This window comes from Mycolicibacterium grossiae, from assembly GCF_008329645.1.
GTDB classification, from domain to species: domain Bacteria; phylum Actinomycetota; class Actinomycetes; order Mycobacteriales; family Mycobacteriaceae; genus Mycobacterium; species Mycobacterium grossiae.
In genome coordinates this window covers 325,700-343,714 of sequence record NZ_CP043474.1, presented here as the reverse complement: position 1 = coordinate 343,714, position 18,015 = coordinate 325,700, and the positions used below count along the sequence as shown (strand labels likewise).

At 72.2% G+C, this 18,015-nt stretch carries 6 protein-coding genes; 2 read left to right on the top strand and 4 right to left on the bottom strand.

The window, feature by feature from the left end:
- Nucleotides 1-272 precede the first annotated feature (272 nt).
- Nucleotides 273-13,970, top strand: a complete 13,698-nt coding sequence (locus tag FZ046_RS01695; protein ID WP_149484173.1) for a cadherin-like domain-containing protein — start codon at nt 273-275, stop codon at nt 13,968-13,970.
- Here the strand turns inward: FZ046_RS01695 and FZ046_RS01690 are convergent.
- Together FZ046_RS01690 and FZ046_RS01685 are read right to left on the bottom strand one after the other, a co-directional pair.
- On the bottom strand, nt 13,967-14,326 hold the full coding sequence (locus tag FZ046_RS01690; RefSeq protein ID WP_125939802.1) for a Cif family virulence factor: 360 nt from the start codon (nt 14,324-14,326) through the stop codon (nt 13,967-13,969). The two genes, FZ046_RS01695 and FZ046_RS01690, sit on opposite strands and share 4 nt — an antisense overlap.
- A 1-nt stretch (nt 14,327) precedes the next feature.
- The gene (locus tag FZ046_RS01685) at nt 14,328-15,041 is read right to left on the bottom strand and encodes an SDR family NAD(P)-dependent oxidoreductase (RefSeq protein WP_070354784.1); all 714 of its coding nucleotides are present in this window, start codon (nt 15,039-15,041) and stop codon (nt 14,328-14,330) included.
- Between the two features lie 144 nt (nt 15,042-15,185).
- Here FZ046_RS01685 and FZ046_RS01680 point away from each other — a divergent pair, with 144 nt between their 5' ends.
- Nucleotides 15,186-16,100, top strand: a complete 915-nt coding sequence (locus tag FZ046_RS01680; RefSeq protein WP_149484172.1) for a LysR family transcriptional regulator — start codon at nt 15,186-15,188, stop codon at nt 16,098-16,100.
- Here FZ046_RS01680 and FZ046_RS01675 read toward each other — a convergent pair.
- Nucleotides 16,024-17,223 (bottom strand): YbfB/YjiJ family MFS transporter, encoded by a 1,200-nt coding sequence (locus FZ046_RS01675; protein WP_246182881.1) that lies wholly within the window; start codon nt 17,221-17,223, stop codon nt 16,024-16,026. The genes FZ046_RS01680 and FZ046_RS01675 overlap by 77 nt on opposite strands.
- Nucleotides 17,224-17,300: 77 nt before the next feature.
- Nucleotides 17,301-17,954, bottom strand: a complete 654-nt coding sequence (locus tag FZ046_RS01670) for a hypothetical protein (RefSeq protein ID WP_070354761.1) — start codon at nt 17,952-17,954, stop codon at nt 17,301-17,303.
- Between the last annotated feature and the right edge of the window lie 61 nt (nt 17,955-18,015).

The window sequence follows — 18,015 nt, the reverse complement described above, 5'->3', positions numbered from 1 at the left end:
CGTCACCGTCAAAAACGCTTTCACCTGGCATCGCGGTCCATGCCGCCGTGGCTGACTTTGCATGTTCGTTGCGTATGCAAGGAAAATATGCTGACGTTGGCGAAAATATCGGGCGGCCGGCCCTCTCCCGTTTACGCTCGCGACAATCAGTGCCTGTCGGCGTCATTCAGCAACGAGTGGATCCGGCGGAAGGAGCACCTTCGGAGCAGCACGTGCGCCGTATCCGGAGACGACAGCCGGGGACGAACGACATGTGCGCCAACACCCATCGCGTGAACCATGCGCTAAGCACCGGGGCCCGCCCCGGCGTCTGGGCGGCCAGGGAATTGCTCGACGACGGGCCGCCCGGAGCCGAACGGCGCCGGCACGCCATCAAGGTGACGACCAGCTACGCCCGCTACGTTGGTCGCGTCGGCGCGCTCGCGGTGTCACTCGGCGTCGGCATGGCGATCGCCACCAACCCCGGCCTCGCCCACGCCGACACCGATGCGGATTCGGACTCCTCCGGCGGCACGGCGGCGTCGAGCGGCGCGTCCGGCGGTAGCGCCACCGGTGCGGGCAAGGACTCGACGGTCACGGGCCCGACGTCGGCAGGAGGAACGGCGTCGACGTCGCAGACGTCGACCGCCACGGCGTCCGTCGGCACGTCATCGTCGAGCGCATCGGGTGGGTCGTCGGCGGACGGTTCGGCGGTGGGCTCGAACGACGTTCCCGCCATGAACGTCAGCAGTTCGGGCGGAGCACACACCTCCACTCACGGAACCGGCGCCGCCGGTGCGGCCACCGACGGTGCGGCGAGCGCGGGGCCGACCACCGGCGGCACGTCGGGGACGTCTGCGGACCCGGCCGACGCCGTCGATCCGGCGTCCGCCGAGGCGGCGCCGGTCGAGCCGGTGACCGAGACGCCGGTCGAGCCGGCGACCGATACCCCGGCGGAGCCCGTCGACGCGCCGGTCGCGTCGACCGAGGTCACCTCGCCGCAGCCGGCGACCCACGGCTCCGACGGTCCGCCCCAGGCCACGGCCACGCCCGAACACGTCGATACGGCTGCGCCGCAATCGGTTTCGCCGACCGCTGTGAACAGAGCCGATGAGCCGGCCGCCCATGCGGCCACGAGATCTACGGCCACGGACATGGCGGCCACGGGATCGGCGCCCACGACGTTCGCGCTGAGCACCGCCGTCACCCCGCAGGCCGTGCCCGCGCTGCCCACCGACCCCATCTCGGCGCTGCTCGCGGTTCCCGGCGCGGTGGTCAACATGTTCACCGGATTCGTGGGATCGCTGCTGTCGCCGTTCCTCTACCCCGGGCCGGGCGCCCCGGCGCAGCTGCCGAGCCTGTGGGCCGTCCTGGCGTGGGTCCGCCGCGAGATCACCCACACCTTCTTCAACCGCAGCCCGGTCGCCGTCCCGGTGCAGACGGGGCAATCGCTCACCGGCGTCGTCACCGGCAACCTGAACGCCATCGACCCCAACGGCGACCCGTTGACTGCCACGGTGACCACGCAGGGCCAGTTCGGCACCGTCGTGATCAACGGCAACGGCACCTACACCTACACGCCCAACGCGCCCGTTCCGGCCGGCGGCATCGTCGACTCGTTCCAGATCACCATCACCGACGGGCCGGACATGCACCTCCCCGGCATCTTCGGCCTGGTGCAGAACGTGTTCGAGTGCATCGCCCGCTTCGTCGGGCTCGCGCAGCCCGACACCATCGTCAAGACCGTGCCGGTGACGGTCGTCGGATCGGCGATCGGCCTACCGCCCGTGGTCGTGACGACGGTGGTCGGACCGGTCGTGACGCCGAACAGTGGACCCGTCGTCCTCGACTCCGGTCTCCTCGTCACCGACGTCGACTCACCCACCATGTCCGGCGCGACGGTGAAGATCGGCGTCGGCTACACCCAGGGTGACGTCCTCGCGTACACCCCCATCGCGGGCAACCCGATCACGGCCACGTGGGATGCCACCAACGGCGTGCTCGTGCTGTCCGGCGAGGCGACCGCCGCGCAGTACCAGGCCGCACTGCGCTCGGTGACGTTCGCGTCCACCGCCGCGACGCTCGTCGGCGCCAAGGCCGTCCTCATCGCCGTCACGGACAAGCAGAACCTGACCAGCCTGCCCGCGCTCGTCGCCGTCACGATGCTGGGCGTCAACGCGCCACCGCTCGTCGTCACCGTTCCGGTGGGCCCCGTCGTCACCGCGGGGAGCCCACCGAACCCGCTCAACCCGCTGCTCACCGTGGTCGACCTCGACTCGTCGACCCTCACGGGCGCCACCGTGACGATCGGCGCCGGCTTCACGCCCGGGGACACGCTGTCCTACGCGCCGCTGACGGGCAATCCGATCGTGGCGGCCTACGACGCCGCGACCGGCACGCTCACCCTCTCGGGCGAAGCCACCGTCGCCCAGTACCAGGCGGCGCTGCGAGCCGTCACGTTCGGCACATCGTCGACGGCGCTCATCGGCCTGCGGACGGTGTCCATCACCGCGACCGACGCGCTCGACGGGACGAGCCTGCCCGGGCTGGTGGCCGTCACCGTCCTCGGATTGCCCGGGAGCATCCCGTCGGTGGTCGCGACGACGCCGGTGAAGCTGTACACCGCGGGCGGAACGCCGGTGGTGCTGGACGCCAATCTGACCATCGTGGACGCGGACTCGACCACTGCGACGAAGGCCGTACTGCGCCTGGACCCGCTGACCTACGTGGCAGGCACCGACCGGCTGGCGTTCGCGGACACCGCGGCGATCACCGGATCGTGGGACGCCCAGGCCGGCACCCTGACGCTGACGGGCGTCGCGTCGGTCGCCGCGTACCAGGCGGCGCTGCGGTCGGTGACGTTCGCCTCCGACGCGCTCGTCGGGGTCAAGACGGTCTCGGTCACCGTGACCGCCGACGGCGTCACCAGCCTGCCGGGTCTGGTCGCGGTGACGGTGGCGTCGCTGCCGGTACCGACGAATCTCCCGTCGGTCGTGGCCACCACGCCGGTGAAGCTCTACACCGCCGGCGGGACTCCGGTGGTCCTCGACGCGAACGTGACGCTGGTGGACGCGGATTCGCTCACGGCGACCGGTGCCACGGTGCGCATCGACGCACTCGGCTACGCGCCCGGCTCCGATCGGCTGGCCTTCGCCGACACCGCGACGATCACCGGGACGTGGAATGCGACCACCGGCACGCTCACCCTCACCGGGGCTGCATCGATCGCCGCGTACCAGGCGGCGCTGCGGTCCGTGACGTTCGCCTCGGATGCGCCGATCGGGGTCAAGACGGTGTCGATCACCGTGACCGCCGACGGCGTCACCAGCCTGCCCGGACTGATCGGCGTGACGGTGGCCGCGCTGCCGGTGCCGTCGAGTGCGCCGTCGGTGGTGGCCACGACGCCGGTGAAGCTGTACACCTCGGGCGGGACGGCGGTGGTGTTGGACGCCGCGGTGACGATCGTCGACGTCGACTCGGCGAACGCCACGAAGGCGACCGTCACGATCGGCGGTTACGTCAACGACGCTGACACGCTGGCGTATTCGGGTCCGCTGCAGTCGTCCTGGGACGCGGCCACGGGCGTGCTGACGCTGAGCGGAACCGCGTCGGTCGCCCAGTATCAGGCGGCGCTGCGCTCGGTGACGTTCGCCTCGACGTCGCCGGTGGGGCTGCGGACGGTGTCGATCGTGGTGACCGCCGACGACGTGCCGAGCGTGCCCGGGCTCGTCGCGGTGACGATCGCCGCGCTTCCGGGGAACGGGAACCTACCCGCGGTGGTGGCGACGACCCCGGTGAAGCTCTACACCGGTGGCGGGACGCCGTCGGTCCTCGACGCCAACGTGACGCTGGTGGATGCGGATTCGACCGCCGCGACCGGTGCGACGGTGCGCATCGGCGGCTACGACGCGGTGACCGACCGGTTGGCGTTCGCGAACACGGCAACCATCAGCGGGACGTGGGATGCGGCCACCGGCACCTTGACGCTGACCGGGGACGCGTCACTCGCGGAGTACCAGGCCGCGCTGCGGTCGGTGACGTTCGCGTCCGACGCGCTCGCGGGAGTGCGGACGGTGTCGATCGTGCTGACCGCCGACGGCGTCACCAGCCTGCCCGGACTGATCGGCGTCACGGTGGCCGCGCTGCCGGTGCCGTCGAGTGCGCCGGGCGTGGTGGCCACGACGCCGGTGAAGCTGTACACCGCCGGCGGCACGCCGGTGGTCCTCGATGCGAACGTCACACTCCTCGACCCGGATTCGACCACGGCCGGCGGTGCGACCGTGCGCATCGACGGCTACGACGCCGCGACGGACCGGCTGGCCTTCGCGAACACCGCCGCCATCACCGGGACCTGGGACGTGGCCACCGGCACCCTGACGCTGATCGGGGACGCGTCCCTCGCGGAGTACCAGGCCGCGCTGCGGTCGGTGACGTTCGCCTCGGACGCGCTCGTCGGCGTGAAGACCGTGTCGATGACCGTGGCCGCGGACGGCGTCACCAGCCTCGCCGGCGTCATCGCCGTCACCGTGGCCGCACTGCCCGTCCTGGGCAATCTGCGCCCGGTGGTCGCCACGACGCCGGTGAAGCTCTACACCAGCGGTGGCACGCCCGCGGTCCTCGACGCCAACCTCGTCCTGGCCGACGCGGATTCGACCACGGCCAGTGGTGCGACGCTGCGCATCGGTGGCTACGACGCGGTGACCGACCGGCTGGCGTTCTCGGACACGGCCACCATCACCGGGACGTGGGATGCGGCCACCGGGACCTTGACCTTGAGCGGTACCGCGTCCCTTGCCGAGTACCAGGCCGCGCTGCGGTCGGTGACGTTCGCCTCCGACGCCCTGGCCGGGGTCAAGACGGTGTCGATCACCGTCACCGCCGACGGGCAGACCAGCCTCCCCGGACTGGTCGCCGTCACGGTCGCGGCGCTACCGGTACCCGGCAACCTGCCGTCGGTGGTGGCGACGACGCCGGTGAAGCTGTACACCGCCGGCGGCACGCCGGTGGTCCTCGATGCGAACGTCACACTCCTCGACCCGGATTCGACCACGGCCGGCGGTGCGACCGTGCGCATCGACGGCTACGACGCCGCGACGGACCGGCTGGCCTTCGCGAACACCGCCGCCATCACCGGGACCTGGGACGTGGCCACCGGCACCCTGACGCTGATCGGGGACGCGTCCCTCGCGGAGTACCAGGCCGCGCTGCGGTCGGTGACGTTCGCCTCGGACGCGCTCGTCGGCGTGAAGACCGTGTCGATGACCGTGGCCGCGGACGGCGTCACCAGCCTCGCCGGCGTCATCGCCGTCACCGTGGCCGCACTGCCCGTCCTGGGCAATCTGCGCCCGGTGGTCGCCACGACGCCGGTGAAGCTCTACACCAGCGGTGGCACGCCCGCGGTCCTCGACGCCAACCTCGTCCTGGCCGACGCGGATTCGACCACGGCCAGTGGTGCGACGCTGCGCATCGGTGGCTACGACGGGGTGACCGACCGGCTGGCGTTCTCGGACACGGCCACCATCACCGGGACGTGGGATGCGGCCACCGGGACCTTGACCTTGAGCGGTACCGCGTCCCTTGCCGAGTACCAGGCCGCGCTGCGGTCGGTGACGTTCGCCTCCGACGCCCTGGCCGGGGTCAAGACGGTGTCGATCACCGTCACCGCCGACGGGGAAACCAGTGTGCCCGGCCTCGTCGCGGTGACGGTGGCCGCGCTTCCGGTGCCGTCGAGTGCGCCGTCGGTGGTGGCGACGACGCCGGTGAAGCTGTACACCTCCGGTGGCCAGCCGGTCGTGCTCGACGGCACGGTGACGCTAATCGACGTCGACTCCGGGACCGTGACCAAGGCGACGGTGACGATCGGCGGATACGTCAACGGCGATGATGCGCTGAACTATTCGGGGCCGCTGACGAAGACGTGGGATGCCCAGACCGGCACCCTGACGCTGACGGGCGCGGGAACGCTGGCGGACTACCAGGCGGCGCTGCGGTCGGTGACGTTCGCCTCGACGGCGTCGGTGGGTGTCAAGACGGTGTCGATCGTGGTGACGGCCGACGGCGTGCAGAGTGCGCCCGGTCTGGTGGCAGTGACGGTCGCCGCATTGCCGATGTCGGGGAATTTGCCGTCGGTCGTGGCGACGACCCCGGTGAAGCTGTACACCGCAGGTGGTGCGCCGGTGACGCTGGACGGAAACGTCACCATCGTCGACGCCGACTCGACCACCGTCTCGCAGGCCGCGATGACCATCGGTGGCTACGTCGCCGGCGTCGACAGGCTGGGCTACACGGGTCCGCTGACCGGCACGTGGGATGCCGCGAGCGGCACGTTGACGTTGACCGGCGCTGGAACGGTCGCCGACTATCAGGCCGCGCTGCGGTCGGTGACGTTCGCCTCCGACGCCCCTGCCGGTGTGCGCACCGTGTCGATCGTCGTGACCGCCGACGGCGTCCCGAGTGCGCCCGGTCTGGTGGCCGTCACCGTGGCGGCCCTTCCGGTGCCCTCGAGCGCGCCGGGCGTGGTCGCCACGACGCCGGTGAAGCTCTACACCTCCGGTGGCCAGCCGGTCGTGCTCGACGGCACGGTGACGATCGTCGACGTCGACTCGACGTCGGTCACCAAGGCGACCGTGACCATCGCCGGCTATTCGAACGGCGTTGACACGCTTGCTTATTCCGGGCCGCTGACCAAGGCGTGGGATGCCCAGACCGGCACCCTGACGCTGACGGGCGCGGGAACGCTGGCCGACTACCAGGCGGCGCTGCGGTCGGTGACCTTCGCCTCGACGGCGTCGGTGGGTGTCAAGACGGTGTCGATCGTGGTGACCGCCGACGGCGTCGACAGCGCACCCGGTCTGGTGGCGGTGACGGTCGCCGCACTGCCGGTGTCGGGGAATCTGCCGTCGGTCGTGGCGACGACGCCGGTGAAGCTGTACACCGGCGGCGGCGCGCCCGTGACGCTGGACGCGAACGTCACCATCGTCGACGCGGACTCGACCACCGCGACGGGTGCGATCGTCCGCTTCGATCCGCTCACCTACAGCCAACTGACCGACCGGCTGTCCTTCGTCGACACCGCGTCGATCAGCGGCACCTGGAACGGGCAAGCCGGCGTCCTCACCCTTACCGGCACCGCGTCCGTCGCCGAGTATCAGGCGGCGCTGCGTTCCGTCACGCTCAGCTCGACGGCCCTCGTCGGGGTGAGGACGGTGACGATCGTCCTCACGGCCGACGGCGTCGACAGTGCCGCCGGCGCCATCGCGGTGACGGTGGCCGCCCTGCCGGTCCCGACCACCGCACCGCCCGTGGTCGCCACCACCCCCGTGAAGCTCTACACCGCGGGCGGCGCGCCCGTCGTCCTCGACGCCAACGTCACGGTCCTCGATGCGGATTCGCCGACGGCGACGAAGGCGACGGTGACCGTCACGGCGGGTTACGACCCGGCCCGGGACGCGCTGGCGTTCACCGACACCGGGTCGATCACCGGCAGTTGGGACGCGCAGACCGGCGTCCTGACGCTCAGCGGCACGGCCACGATCGCCGAGTATCAGGCGGCGCTGCGGTCGGTGACGTTCGCCTCCGATGCGCTCGCCGCAGCCAAGACGGTGTCGATCGTGGTGACCGCCGGCGGCGCCGCCAGCGCGGCCGGCGTCGTCGCGGTGACGGTCGCGACGCTGCCCGCTCTCACCAGCGCGCCGGGTGTCGTCGCGACCACGCCGGTGAAGCTCTACACCTCCGGTGGCCAGCCGGTCGTGCTCGACGGCACGGTGACGATCGTCGACGTCGACTCGACCGGTGTCACCAAGGCCACGGTGACGATCGGCACGGGATACGCCAATGGTTCTGACGTGCTGAATTATTCGGGTCCGTTGACGAAGACCTGGGATGCGACGACCGGCACGCTGACGCTGACCGGTGCCGGCACCGTTGCGGACTACCAGGCGGCCCTGCGGTCGGTGACGTTCTCGTCGACGGCCCCGGCCGGGGTGAAGAGCGTGGCGATCGTGGTGACGGCCGACGGCGTCGACAGCCTGCCGGGTGTCGTGGCGGTGACCGTCGCGGCGCTGCCGGTGTCGGGCAACCTGCCCGGGGTCGTCGCGACGACCCCGGTGAAGCTGTACACCTCCGGTGGTGCCCCGTCGGTCCTCGACGCGAACGTGACGCTGGTCGATGCGGATTCGACGACCGCGACCGGTGCGACGGTGACCGTCACGGCGGGTTACGACCCGACCCGGGACCGGCTGGCCTTCGCCGACACCGGGTCGATCACCGGCAGTTGGGACGCCCAGACCGGCGTCCTGACGCTCAGCGGCGCGGCCACGATCGCGCAGTATCAGGCGGCGCTGCGGACGGTGACCTTCGCCTCCGATGCGCTTGCCGGGGCCAAGACCGTGGCCATCGAGGTGCGCGCCGACGGCGTCGGCAGCACCATGGGCGTCGTCGCGGTCACGGTGGCCTCGCTGCCGGCGACCGGCAACCTGGCGACGATCGTCGCGACGACGCCGGTGAAGCTCTACACCGCCGGAGGCCAGCCGGTCGTGCTCGACGGCACGGTCACCCTCGTCGACGCCGATTCCACCGGCGTCACCAAGGCCACGATGACGATCGGCGCTGGGTACGCGACCGGCGTTGACGTGCTGACGTATTCGGGTCCGCTGACCGGAACATGGGACGCCGGGACCGGCACGCTGACGCTGACCGGCGCCGGCACCGTCGCGGACTACCAAGCGGCGCTGCGCACCGTCACGTTCTCCTCGACGGCGCCGGCTGGGCTGAAGACCGTGACGATCGTCGTGACGGCCGACGGCGTCGACAGCCTGCCGGGTGCGGTCGCGGTGACCGTCGCGTCGTTGCCGGTGCCCGCGAACACCCCATCGCTCGTCGCGACGACGCCGGTGAAGCTGTACACCTCCGGTGGTGCGCCCGTGGTGCTGGACGGCTCCGTCCTGATCGTCGACGTCGACTCCGACACCGTGACGAAGGCGACGCTCACCATCGGCGGCTACGTCGCCGGCGACGACGTACTGGCCTACACCGGACCGCTCACCGGGACGTGGGATGCGGCGACCGGGACGCTCACGTTGAGCGGCACGGCTTCGGTAGCCGAGTACCAGGCCGCCCTGCGCTCGGTGACGTTCGCCTCCGAGGCGTCCACCGGCGTGAAGACGGTGTCCATCACCGTGACCGCCGACGGCATGACCAGCGTGCCGGGGCTGGTGGCGGTCACGGTGGCGACGCTGCCCGCCGCGGCGAACCTGCCGTCGGTCGTGGCGACCACCCCGGTGAAGCTGTACACCGGCGGCGGTGCGCCGGTGGCCCTGGACGCCAACGTCACCGTGGTGGACGCCGATTCGGCGACGGCCGGCGGTGCCACCGTGCGCATCGACGGCTACGACGCCGCGACCGACCGGCTGGCCTTCGCGGATACCGCCGCGATCACCGGCACCTGGGACGCGGCGACCGGCGTGCTGACGCTGACCGGCACGGCGTCGCTGGCCGACTACCAGGCTGCGCTGCGGTCGGTGACGTTCGCCTCGGACGCGCTCGCCGGTCTGAAGACCGTGACGATCGTGCTGACCGCGAACGGCGTGCCCAGCCTTCCCGGCGTCGTGGCCGTCACCGTCGCATCCCTGCCCGTGCCCGGTAGCGCTCCGTCGGTCGTGGCGACGACGCCGGTCAAGCTGTACACGTCCGGCGGCACGCCGACGGTGCTCGACGGCGCGGTGACGATCATCGACGTCGACTCGACGGGGGTCACCACGGCGACCGTGACGATCGGCGCCGGCTACGCCAACGGCGTTGACGTGCTGGACTACTGGGGTCCGTTGACGAAGACCTGGGATGCCGCGACCGGCACGTTGACGCTGACCGGTGCCGGCACGGTGGCCGACTACCAGGCGGCCCTGCGGTCGGTGACGTTCTCCTCGACCGCGCCGGCCGGTGTGCGCACCGTGTCGATCGTCGTGACCGCCGACGGCGTCCCGAGTGCGCCCGGTCTGGTGGCCGTCACCGTGGCAGCCCTTCCGGCGCCCTCGAGCGCACCCGGCGTGATCGCCACGACGCCGGTGAAGCTCTACGCCTCCGGTGGCCAGCCGGTCGTGCTCGACGGCACGGTGACGATCGTCGACGTCGACTCGACCGGTGTCACCAAGGCCACGGTGACGATCGGCACCGGCTACGCCAATGGCGTTGACGTGCTGAATTATTCGGGTCCGTTGACGAAGACCTGGGATGCGACGACCGGCACGCTGACGCTGACCGGCGCCGGCACCGTCGCGGACTACCAGGCCGCACTGCGGTCGGTGACGTTCTCGTCGACCGCCCCGGCCGGGGTGAAGAGCGTGGCGATCGTGGTGACGGCCGACGGCGTCGACAGCCTGCCGGGTGCGGTCGCGGTGACCGTCGCGGCGCTGCCGGTGTCGGGCAACCTGCCCGGGGTCGTCGCGACGACCCCGGTGAAGCTGTACACCTCCGGTGGCGCCCCGTCGGTCCTCGACGCGAACGTGACGCTGGTCGATGCGGATTCGACGACCGCGACCGCGGCGACCGTCACCATCGATGCGGCGACCTACGACGCCGTGCGCGATCGGCTGCAGTTCGCGGACACCGCGACGATCACCGGATCGTGGAACGCCCAGACGGGCGTCCTGACGCTCACCGGCACCGCGTCGCTGGCCGACTACCAGGCCGCGCTGCGGTCGGTGACCTTCGCCTCCGACGCGGTGGCCGGCGTCCGCACGGTCTCGATCGTCGTGACCGCCAACGGCGTCGCGAGCGCCCCGGGCCTGGTCGCGGTGACCATCGCGTCCTTGCCCGTGGTCACGAGTGCGCCGGGTGTGGTGGCGACGACGCCGGTGAAGCTGTACACCTCGGGCGGGTCGCCGGTGGTGCTGGACGCCACCGTGACGATCGTGGACGTCGACTCGACGGGCGTCACGAAGGCGACCGTGACGATCGGCGCCGGCTACGCCAACGGCGTCGACGTGCTGAACTACTCGGGACCGCTGACGAAGAGCTGGGACGCTGCGACGGGAACGTTGACGCTGACCGGTGCCGGCACGGTGACCGAATACCAGGCGGCCCTGCGATCGGTGACGTTCTCCTCGACCGCGCCGGCCGGACTGAAGACCGTCTCGATCGTCGTCACCGCGGACGGCATCGACAGCGTTTCGGGCGCGGTGGCCGTGACGGTGCTGGCCCTGCCGACGCCGTCGAGCGCGCCGGGCGTGGTGGCCACGACGCAGGTGAAGCTCTACACCGCCGGCGGGACACCGGTCGTGCTCGACGGCGCGGTGACGATCATCGACGTCGACTCCACGGGCGTCACGAAGGCGACCGTGACGATCGGCGCCGGCTACGCCAACGGCGTGGACGCGCTGAACTATTCGGGCCCGCTGACGAAGAGCTGGGACGCCGCGACGGGCACCTTGACGCTGACCGGCGCCGGCACGGTCGCGGACTACCAGGCGGCGCTGCGCGCCGTCACGTTCGCGTCCACGGCGCCGGCCGGCCTGAAGACCGTGTCGATCGTCGTGACCGCCGACGGAGTCGACAGCGTGCCGGGTGCGGTGGCCGTGACCGTCGCCGCGCTGCCGGTGTCCGGCAACGTGCCGTCGGTCGTCGCCGCGACGCCGGTCAAGCTCTACACCGCCGGGGGTTCGCCGGTGACGCTGGACGCGAATCTCGTGATCGTCGACGCGGATTCGACCACGGCCACCGGTGCGACGGTCCGCGTCGACTCGCCGACCTACGTGCAGGGCGCCGACCGGTTGGCGTTCGCGGACAGCGGGTCGATCACCGGTACCTGGGACGCGGCGACCGGCACGCTCGTGCTGAGCGGCACGGCGTCGATCGCGGACTACCAGGCGGCGCTGCGGTCGGTCACGTTCGCCTCCGACGCGCTCGCGGGCGCCAAGACGGTGTCGATCGTCCTGACCGCCAACGGAATTCCGAGCACGCCCGGCGTCGTCGCCGTCACCGTCGCGTCGCTGCCGGTACCCACCAGTGCGCCGTCCGTCGTGGCGACCACGCCGGTCAAGCTCTACGTCTCCGGCGGCACACCGGTAACCCTCGACGGCGCGATGACGATCATCGACGCCGACTCCACCACGGCGACGAAGGCCACGCTCACCATCGGCACCGGCTATGCCAACGGGGCCGACAGCCTCGCCTACTCGGGTCCGCTCACGTCGGCGTGGGATGCCGCGACGGGAACGCTGACCCTCACCGGAGCGGCGACCGTCGCGCAGTACCAGGCCGCGCTGCGGTCGGTGACGTTCGCCTCCACCGCGACCGCGGGCGTCAAGACCGTGACGGTCGTCCTGACCGCCGACGGTGCCGCCAGCCTGCCCGGCGTCGTGACCGTGACGGTGGCGTCCATACCGGCCTCGGGCAACGTGCCGTCGGTGGTCGCCACGTCGGCGGTCAAGCTGTACACCGCGGGGGGGAGCGCCATCGTCCTCGACCCGGTGCTGACGGTGGTCGACGTCGACTCGACGACGGTCACCAGCGCCACGGTCACACTCGGCGGCGTCGGCTTCGACCCCGCCCGCGACGTCCTGGCCTACACCGGAACCGTGCCCGGGATCGCGTCGCAGTGGAACGCGGCGACCGGCACGCTCACCCTGACGGGCGCCGCCGGCATCGCGGACTACCAGAGTGCGTTGCGATCGGTGACGTTCGCGTCGTCGTCGACCGCGCTGGCCGGTCTGCGGTCGGCCACGATCGCCGTCGTCGCCGACGGCGTCGCGAGCGTGCCCGGCGTCGTCGCCATCACCGTGGTGGCGTTGCCGCCGATCGTCAACGTGCCGCCGCTGGTGACGACGTCGCTCGGACGGACCTACAATGCCGGGACGACGGCGATCGCCCTCGACCCGACGCTCACCGTCGCGGACCTGACGTCGGCCACGATGTCCGGGGCCACCGTGACCATCGGCACCGGCCGGACCGCCGCCGACACGCTCGCCTACACCGGATCGGTGGCCGGCATCGGCGCCAGCTGGGACGCCGCCACCGGGACGCTCACCCTCAGCGGCAGCGCGAGCGCCGCCGACTACCAGGCCGCGCTGCGGGCGGTGACGTTCGGCACGGGTTCGGCTGCGACGCAGGGCATCCGGGTGGTCACGGTGGTGGTCACCGACGTCCAGGGCGCGGCGAGCCTACCGGGCACCGTGGCGGTCAGCGTGCTGGCGAACCAGACACCCCTCGTCGTCGGGTCGCTGCTCAACGCGATTCCGTACGTCGCGGGCAACGACCCGGTGGTGCTCGACCGGTTCGTCGTCGTGGCCGACGACTCCTCGCAGATCAAGGGGGCGACGGTCCGGATCACCAGCGGCCGGCAGACCGGCGACGCGCTGGCGTTCACGGCGGCCAACGGCATCACCGGCAGCTACGACGCGGCCACCGGGGTGCTCACGCTGACCGGAACCGCCACCGTCGAGCAGTACCAGCAGGCGCTGCGATCGGTCACGTTCGCGACGACGACGTCGGCGCTCCTCGGGCTGCGGACGTTCACGATGGACGTGACCGACCAGCAGAACCTGACCGGGACGTCGCTACCGTTCACCGCCTCGGTGATCGGCAATGCCGCGCCGCTGCTGTCGCTGTCGCCGTCGAGCCTCAGCATCTCCCTCGCGGGCAGCGCCCTTCCGAAGACGCTCGACCCGCAGCTGACGATCGCCGACGACTCGAGCAAGCTCACCCAGGCGACGGTGAAGGTGACCGGGGGAGTGCTCGTCGGCGCCTCGGACAATCTGACGGTGACGATCCCCGCGGGCAGCGGCATCACCGCGGCGTGGAGTTCGTCGACCCGGACGCTGACCTTGTCGGGGACGGCATCGACGGCCGATTACCAAACCGCGCTGCAGAGCGTGAAGTGGGACATCACCGGGCTCGTCAGCCTCGGCACGTGGACGTTCACCTTCGCCACCCGGGACCAGCAGAACGTCAGCAGCGCCGACGCCAAGATGACGATCACGATCGTCAGCGTGCTCTAACGGACGTCCGCCGCCTGGTACTGCGCGACGGCCCAGCCGTCGGCGCCGCGGACGAGCACGACCCCGATGTGCACGGTCACGGCGTCGCGGTCGCGGTAGGCGAACGTCGCCCGCAGGTAGCCCGTGACGACGCCCTCGGCGAGACGACGTGATTCGAGGATGTCGTAGCCGACGGTCATGCCGGCGGGCTGGGCGGCGTAGTAGGCGCGTACGGCGTCACGTCCGACGCCGTAGGGGCGCAGGCCCTGGAACACGGCGTCGGCGGTGAAGGCCGCCGCGACCCGGCCGGGATCGCCGGCGTCGATCCCGGCGCGCCAGGTGTTCATCACGTCCGCGACGACGGTCGAGGCGTCCACGTCAGTGCCCCGCGCTCTGGCCGCCGTCGACGTGCAGGATCTCGCCGGTGACGAACGGCGCCTGCTCGAGGTAGAGCACCGCGTTCACCACGTCGGCCACCTCGCCGACCCGACCCACCGGGTGCAGCGCGGCCAGCGCGCCGTAGGAGGACTCGTCGTGCATCGGGGTGCGAATGACGCCCAGCGACAACGCATTCGAGCGAATGCCGCGGGCGGCGTACTCGACGGCGAGCGCCCGTGTCGCCGCGTTCAGACCGCCCTTCGTCAGCGACGACAGCGCCGACGGCGCGTCCGAGCGGGCGTGCTCGACCAGCGTCGTCGAGATGGTGACGAGGTGCCCGCCCTCGCCGCGCGCCAGCATGGCCGCCACCGCGGCGCGCGACACCTCGAAGAAGCCGCGCAGATTAACCCCGGTGATGGCGTCGAAGTCCTCGTCGGTGTAGTCGACGAACGGCTTGGGCAGGTAGATGCCCGCATTGTTCACCACGGTGTCGACGCGGCCGAAGCGCTCGAGGGTCGCCGCGACGACCCGCCCGCCGACGCCCGGGGCGGACACGTCGCCCGCGACGGCGAACACCATGGGGTCCGCACCGTCGGTCACCGTGCGGGAGTTGGCGGCGACGGCCCACCCCAGCCGGCGGTAACCCTCGACCAACCCGGCGCCGATGCCTTGCGACGCACCGGTGATCAGAGCGACCCGCGTCGTGTCGTTCATAGTGTCCTCCTTCGTCATCGACGCCGTGGTCGGCATCTGCTGATCCGGTCAACGCCACCGGAGGTGCGCCGCACTCCGCGGCGGCGGGACCGGAATGCTCCGTCGTGATAGGCGCAGCCTCCCAGTCCACTACGCTGGCGTGTGATGGAGCTGCGACAGCTGCGCTACTTCGTGACGGTCGCCGACGAACTGAACTTCGGCCGGGCCGCTGAACGGCTGCGCATCGCGGGACCCTCGCTCTCGCAACAGATCAAGGCGCTCGAACGCGATCTCAAGGTGCGGCTCTTCGATCGCGACCGCCGCTCGGTGGCGTTGACGGCCGCGGGCTCGGCGCTGCTTCCCCGCGCCCGGGCGCTGCTCGGCCAGGCCGACGACCTGCGCCGCCAGGCGCTCGGGCTCGCGTCTACCGAGCCGGTCCGGATCGGCTACGTGCAGTGGTGTCCCACCGACTGGGCCGAACGTGCCGCCGGCGTCGCACAGCTGCGCGTCGACACCTGGGTCATGCCGTCCCATACCCAGGCGGCACGGGTGGCCGACGGCAGCCTCGACGTCGCGATCTGCTGGGTGCGCACCACCGACCTCGCGGCACTCGCGCTGCGGGCGAGGCTGATCGGCGTCGACGAGCTGCACGCGCTCACGGTGGGGCAGGACGCGTCACCGGTGCCGGCGGGACGCGTCACCGTGTGCGTGGACGGCGACGAGGCCAGCTGGTCGTCGTGGAACCGGTACGCCGAGGAGTTCGTCCGCGCGACGGGCGCCGGTCTGCTGCGCGTCGACGACGGCGGCGTCACCGGGCCCACGTTCGTCGAGCACGTGCGACGCGTCGGCCGCCCGGTGGTGAACAATCCCAAGGGGCAGAACGACCCGCTCCCCACGGGATTCACGCGGCGGCCGATCGTTGGCCCGACGCCGATGTGGACGTGGTCGCTGGTGTGGCGCCGCGACGAACGCAACCCGGTGGTGCTGGCGGTCGTCGACGCCCTCACCGCGGGGATCGACCGCTCTCGGCTGAACGCCCCGGATGCGTGGCTGCCCGCGGACGATCCGCATCGCGCCTGAGCCCCGTCAGCAACCAGACGGCGGTGACCGCCGCCGCGGTGACGATCCCGGCGGAGGTCAGCAGCGCATCGTGAAATCCGTTGTGCAGCAACGGTGTCACGACCAGTGGGCCGACCATCTGACCCGCCGAGTAACCGGCCGTGAGCAGCGCGACCGCGCTCGCGGACCCGAGCCCGCGCCCGGCCGCCAGTGCCAGCGTGCTGATCCCGATGAACGTGCCACCGAACAGCACCGCCCCGGCCAGCGCGGCTGCGGCGCCGCCCGCCAACGCCGGAAGCGCGACGCCGGCGGCCTGCAGCAGCAGCGCGGCGACCAGCAGCGCGGGCCGCGACCACCGGGTGGCCGCCCACGCCCACAGGGCGGCCGACGGCGCGGCCGCCAGACCCACCACCACCCAGGCGCCGCTGCCCAGCCATGCCGGGCCGTCATGCCCCACGGCCACTACCAGAAAGGTGCCCGCGATGATGTAGCCGACGCCCTCCAGCGTGTAACACGCCAGCAGGACGCCGAACCACCGCCGCGACGCCGGCCGGGTCGCGGGAGCGTCGGCGTGCCCCGCGTCGGTGGGCGCGGCGGGACGCATGTGCCAGGCCACGGCGGCGACCACCGCGGCCACCGCGGCGGCCACCCACCACGTCGTCCGCCACCCCGCGGTGGGCAGCGCGAGCACGATGGCGCCGGACGCCGCGATGCCGACGCCGACACCCGCGAAGCCCCAGCCCGGCAGCTGCGCCGAGCGGCCGCGGGCGTGGTCGAGCATCCAGTCGACGGCGATGACGAACAGCACGGCGCTCGCAACGCCGGCGACGGTGCGGATGACGAGCCACGCGCCGACGCTGTGGGTGAGCGGCATCGCGGCCAGGCTGCCGACGATCAGTAGCAGCGCGATCCGCCAGGTGCGGGTCGTGCGCACCAGCCGCGGCGCGAGCACGCCGGCCACCGCGCCGGCGAGGTAGCCGGCGTAGTTGGCGGTCGCGAGGCCGCCCGCGGCGGCGGGGGACAGCCCGGCCTGTGCCGTCATCAACGGCAGGATCGGGGTGTAGACGAACCGCCCGATCCCCATGGCGGCGGCGAGCGCGGCGGCGCCCCGGGCGACGTGGACGTGCGGATGATGCCAGTGCATCCCGTCATCGTCGGCGCGGCGCCCGGACCGACGCCACGACCGGCGTGCTCACAGCTGCGAGGCGCGGCCTCGCAGACCTACGGCAGCAGCAGCGGCGGGGGCGGCGAGTCCGGCGGGAGCAGCGGCGGCGGGGGCGGCGAGTGGCGCGGGATGTAGGCGTCCGGCGCCGGCGGCACCGGCGCGGACGGCGCGGTGCCGTCGGCGTACCCGGGCGGTGGGGGTCCGTTCAGCGGGTAGTAGCCCGGGGGCAGCGGCGGGCCGCTCTCCGTGCGCGGTGCGGGCGGCGGCCCCTCCGAGCCCGGCGCGTTGATCGACTTGTAGCCGGGCGGCAGCTGCGGCGCCGGTCCAGCGCCTGGCGGCGGTGCGGCGGGCAGGCCGTCGGGATTGGCCTCCATGTTGTACGGGTCCTTGGCCTGGTGCCAGGCGTCGCGCAGGAAGCCGAGGGCGCCGGAGTTGTTCCGCGAGCCGTAGCGCGGGTCCTGGATCTCGGGGACGGGCGGCGGTCCGGCCGGGGGCGGCGGCGCGGGCGGTGCGGCCTGCAGGTCCTCCGGCGCCATCGCCACGGGCTGGCCCGGGACGGGCGGGGCCGCCGGGTCGCCGGGCACGGGGAGCACCGGCTCGGCGGCGGCGACGCCGGCGAAGCCGAGAGCGCCGAAGCCGACGGCGGCACCGGCCACCATCACCTTGGCAGCGAGCGTCGACGCGCGGCGAGCGCGCTGAGGTCCGGTCATGGGTATGCAGGCTAGCCGGTCGGCGGCCCCCGTGCGTGGTCACCGGCCACATCCGTCACAC

Coding starts and splice junctions, on each gene's coding strand:
- FZ046_RS01685 (WP_070354784.1), bottom strand. CDS start 15,041: ATGAACGACACGACGCGGGTCGCTCTGATCACCGGTGCGTCGCAAGGC.
- FZ046_RS01680 (WP_149484172.1), top strand. CDS start 15,186: ATGGAGCTGCGACAGCTGCGCTACTTCGTGACGGTCGCCGACGAACTG.
- FZ046_RS01670 (WP_070354761.1), bottom strand. CDS start 17,954: ATGACCGGACCTCAGCGCGCTCGCCGCGCGTCGACGCTCGCTGCCAAG.
- FZ046_RS01675 (WP_246182881.1), bottom strand. CDS start 17,223: ATGCACTGGCATCATCCGCACGTCCACGTCGCCCGGGGCGCCGCCGCG.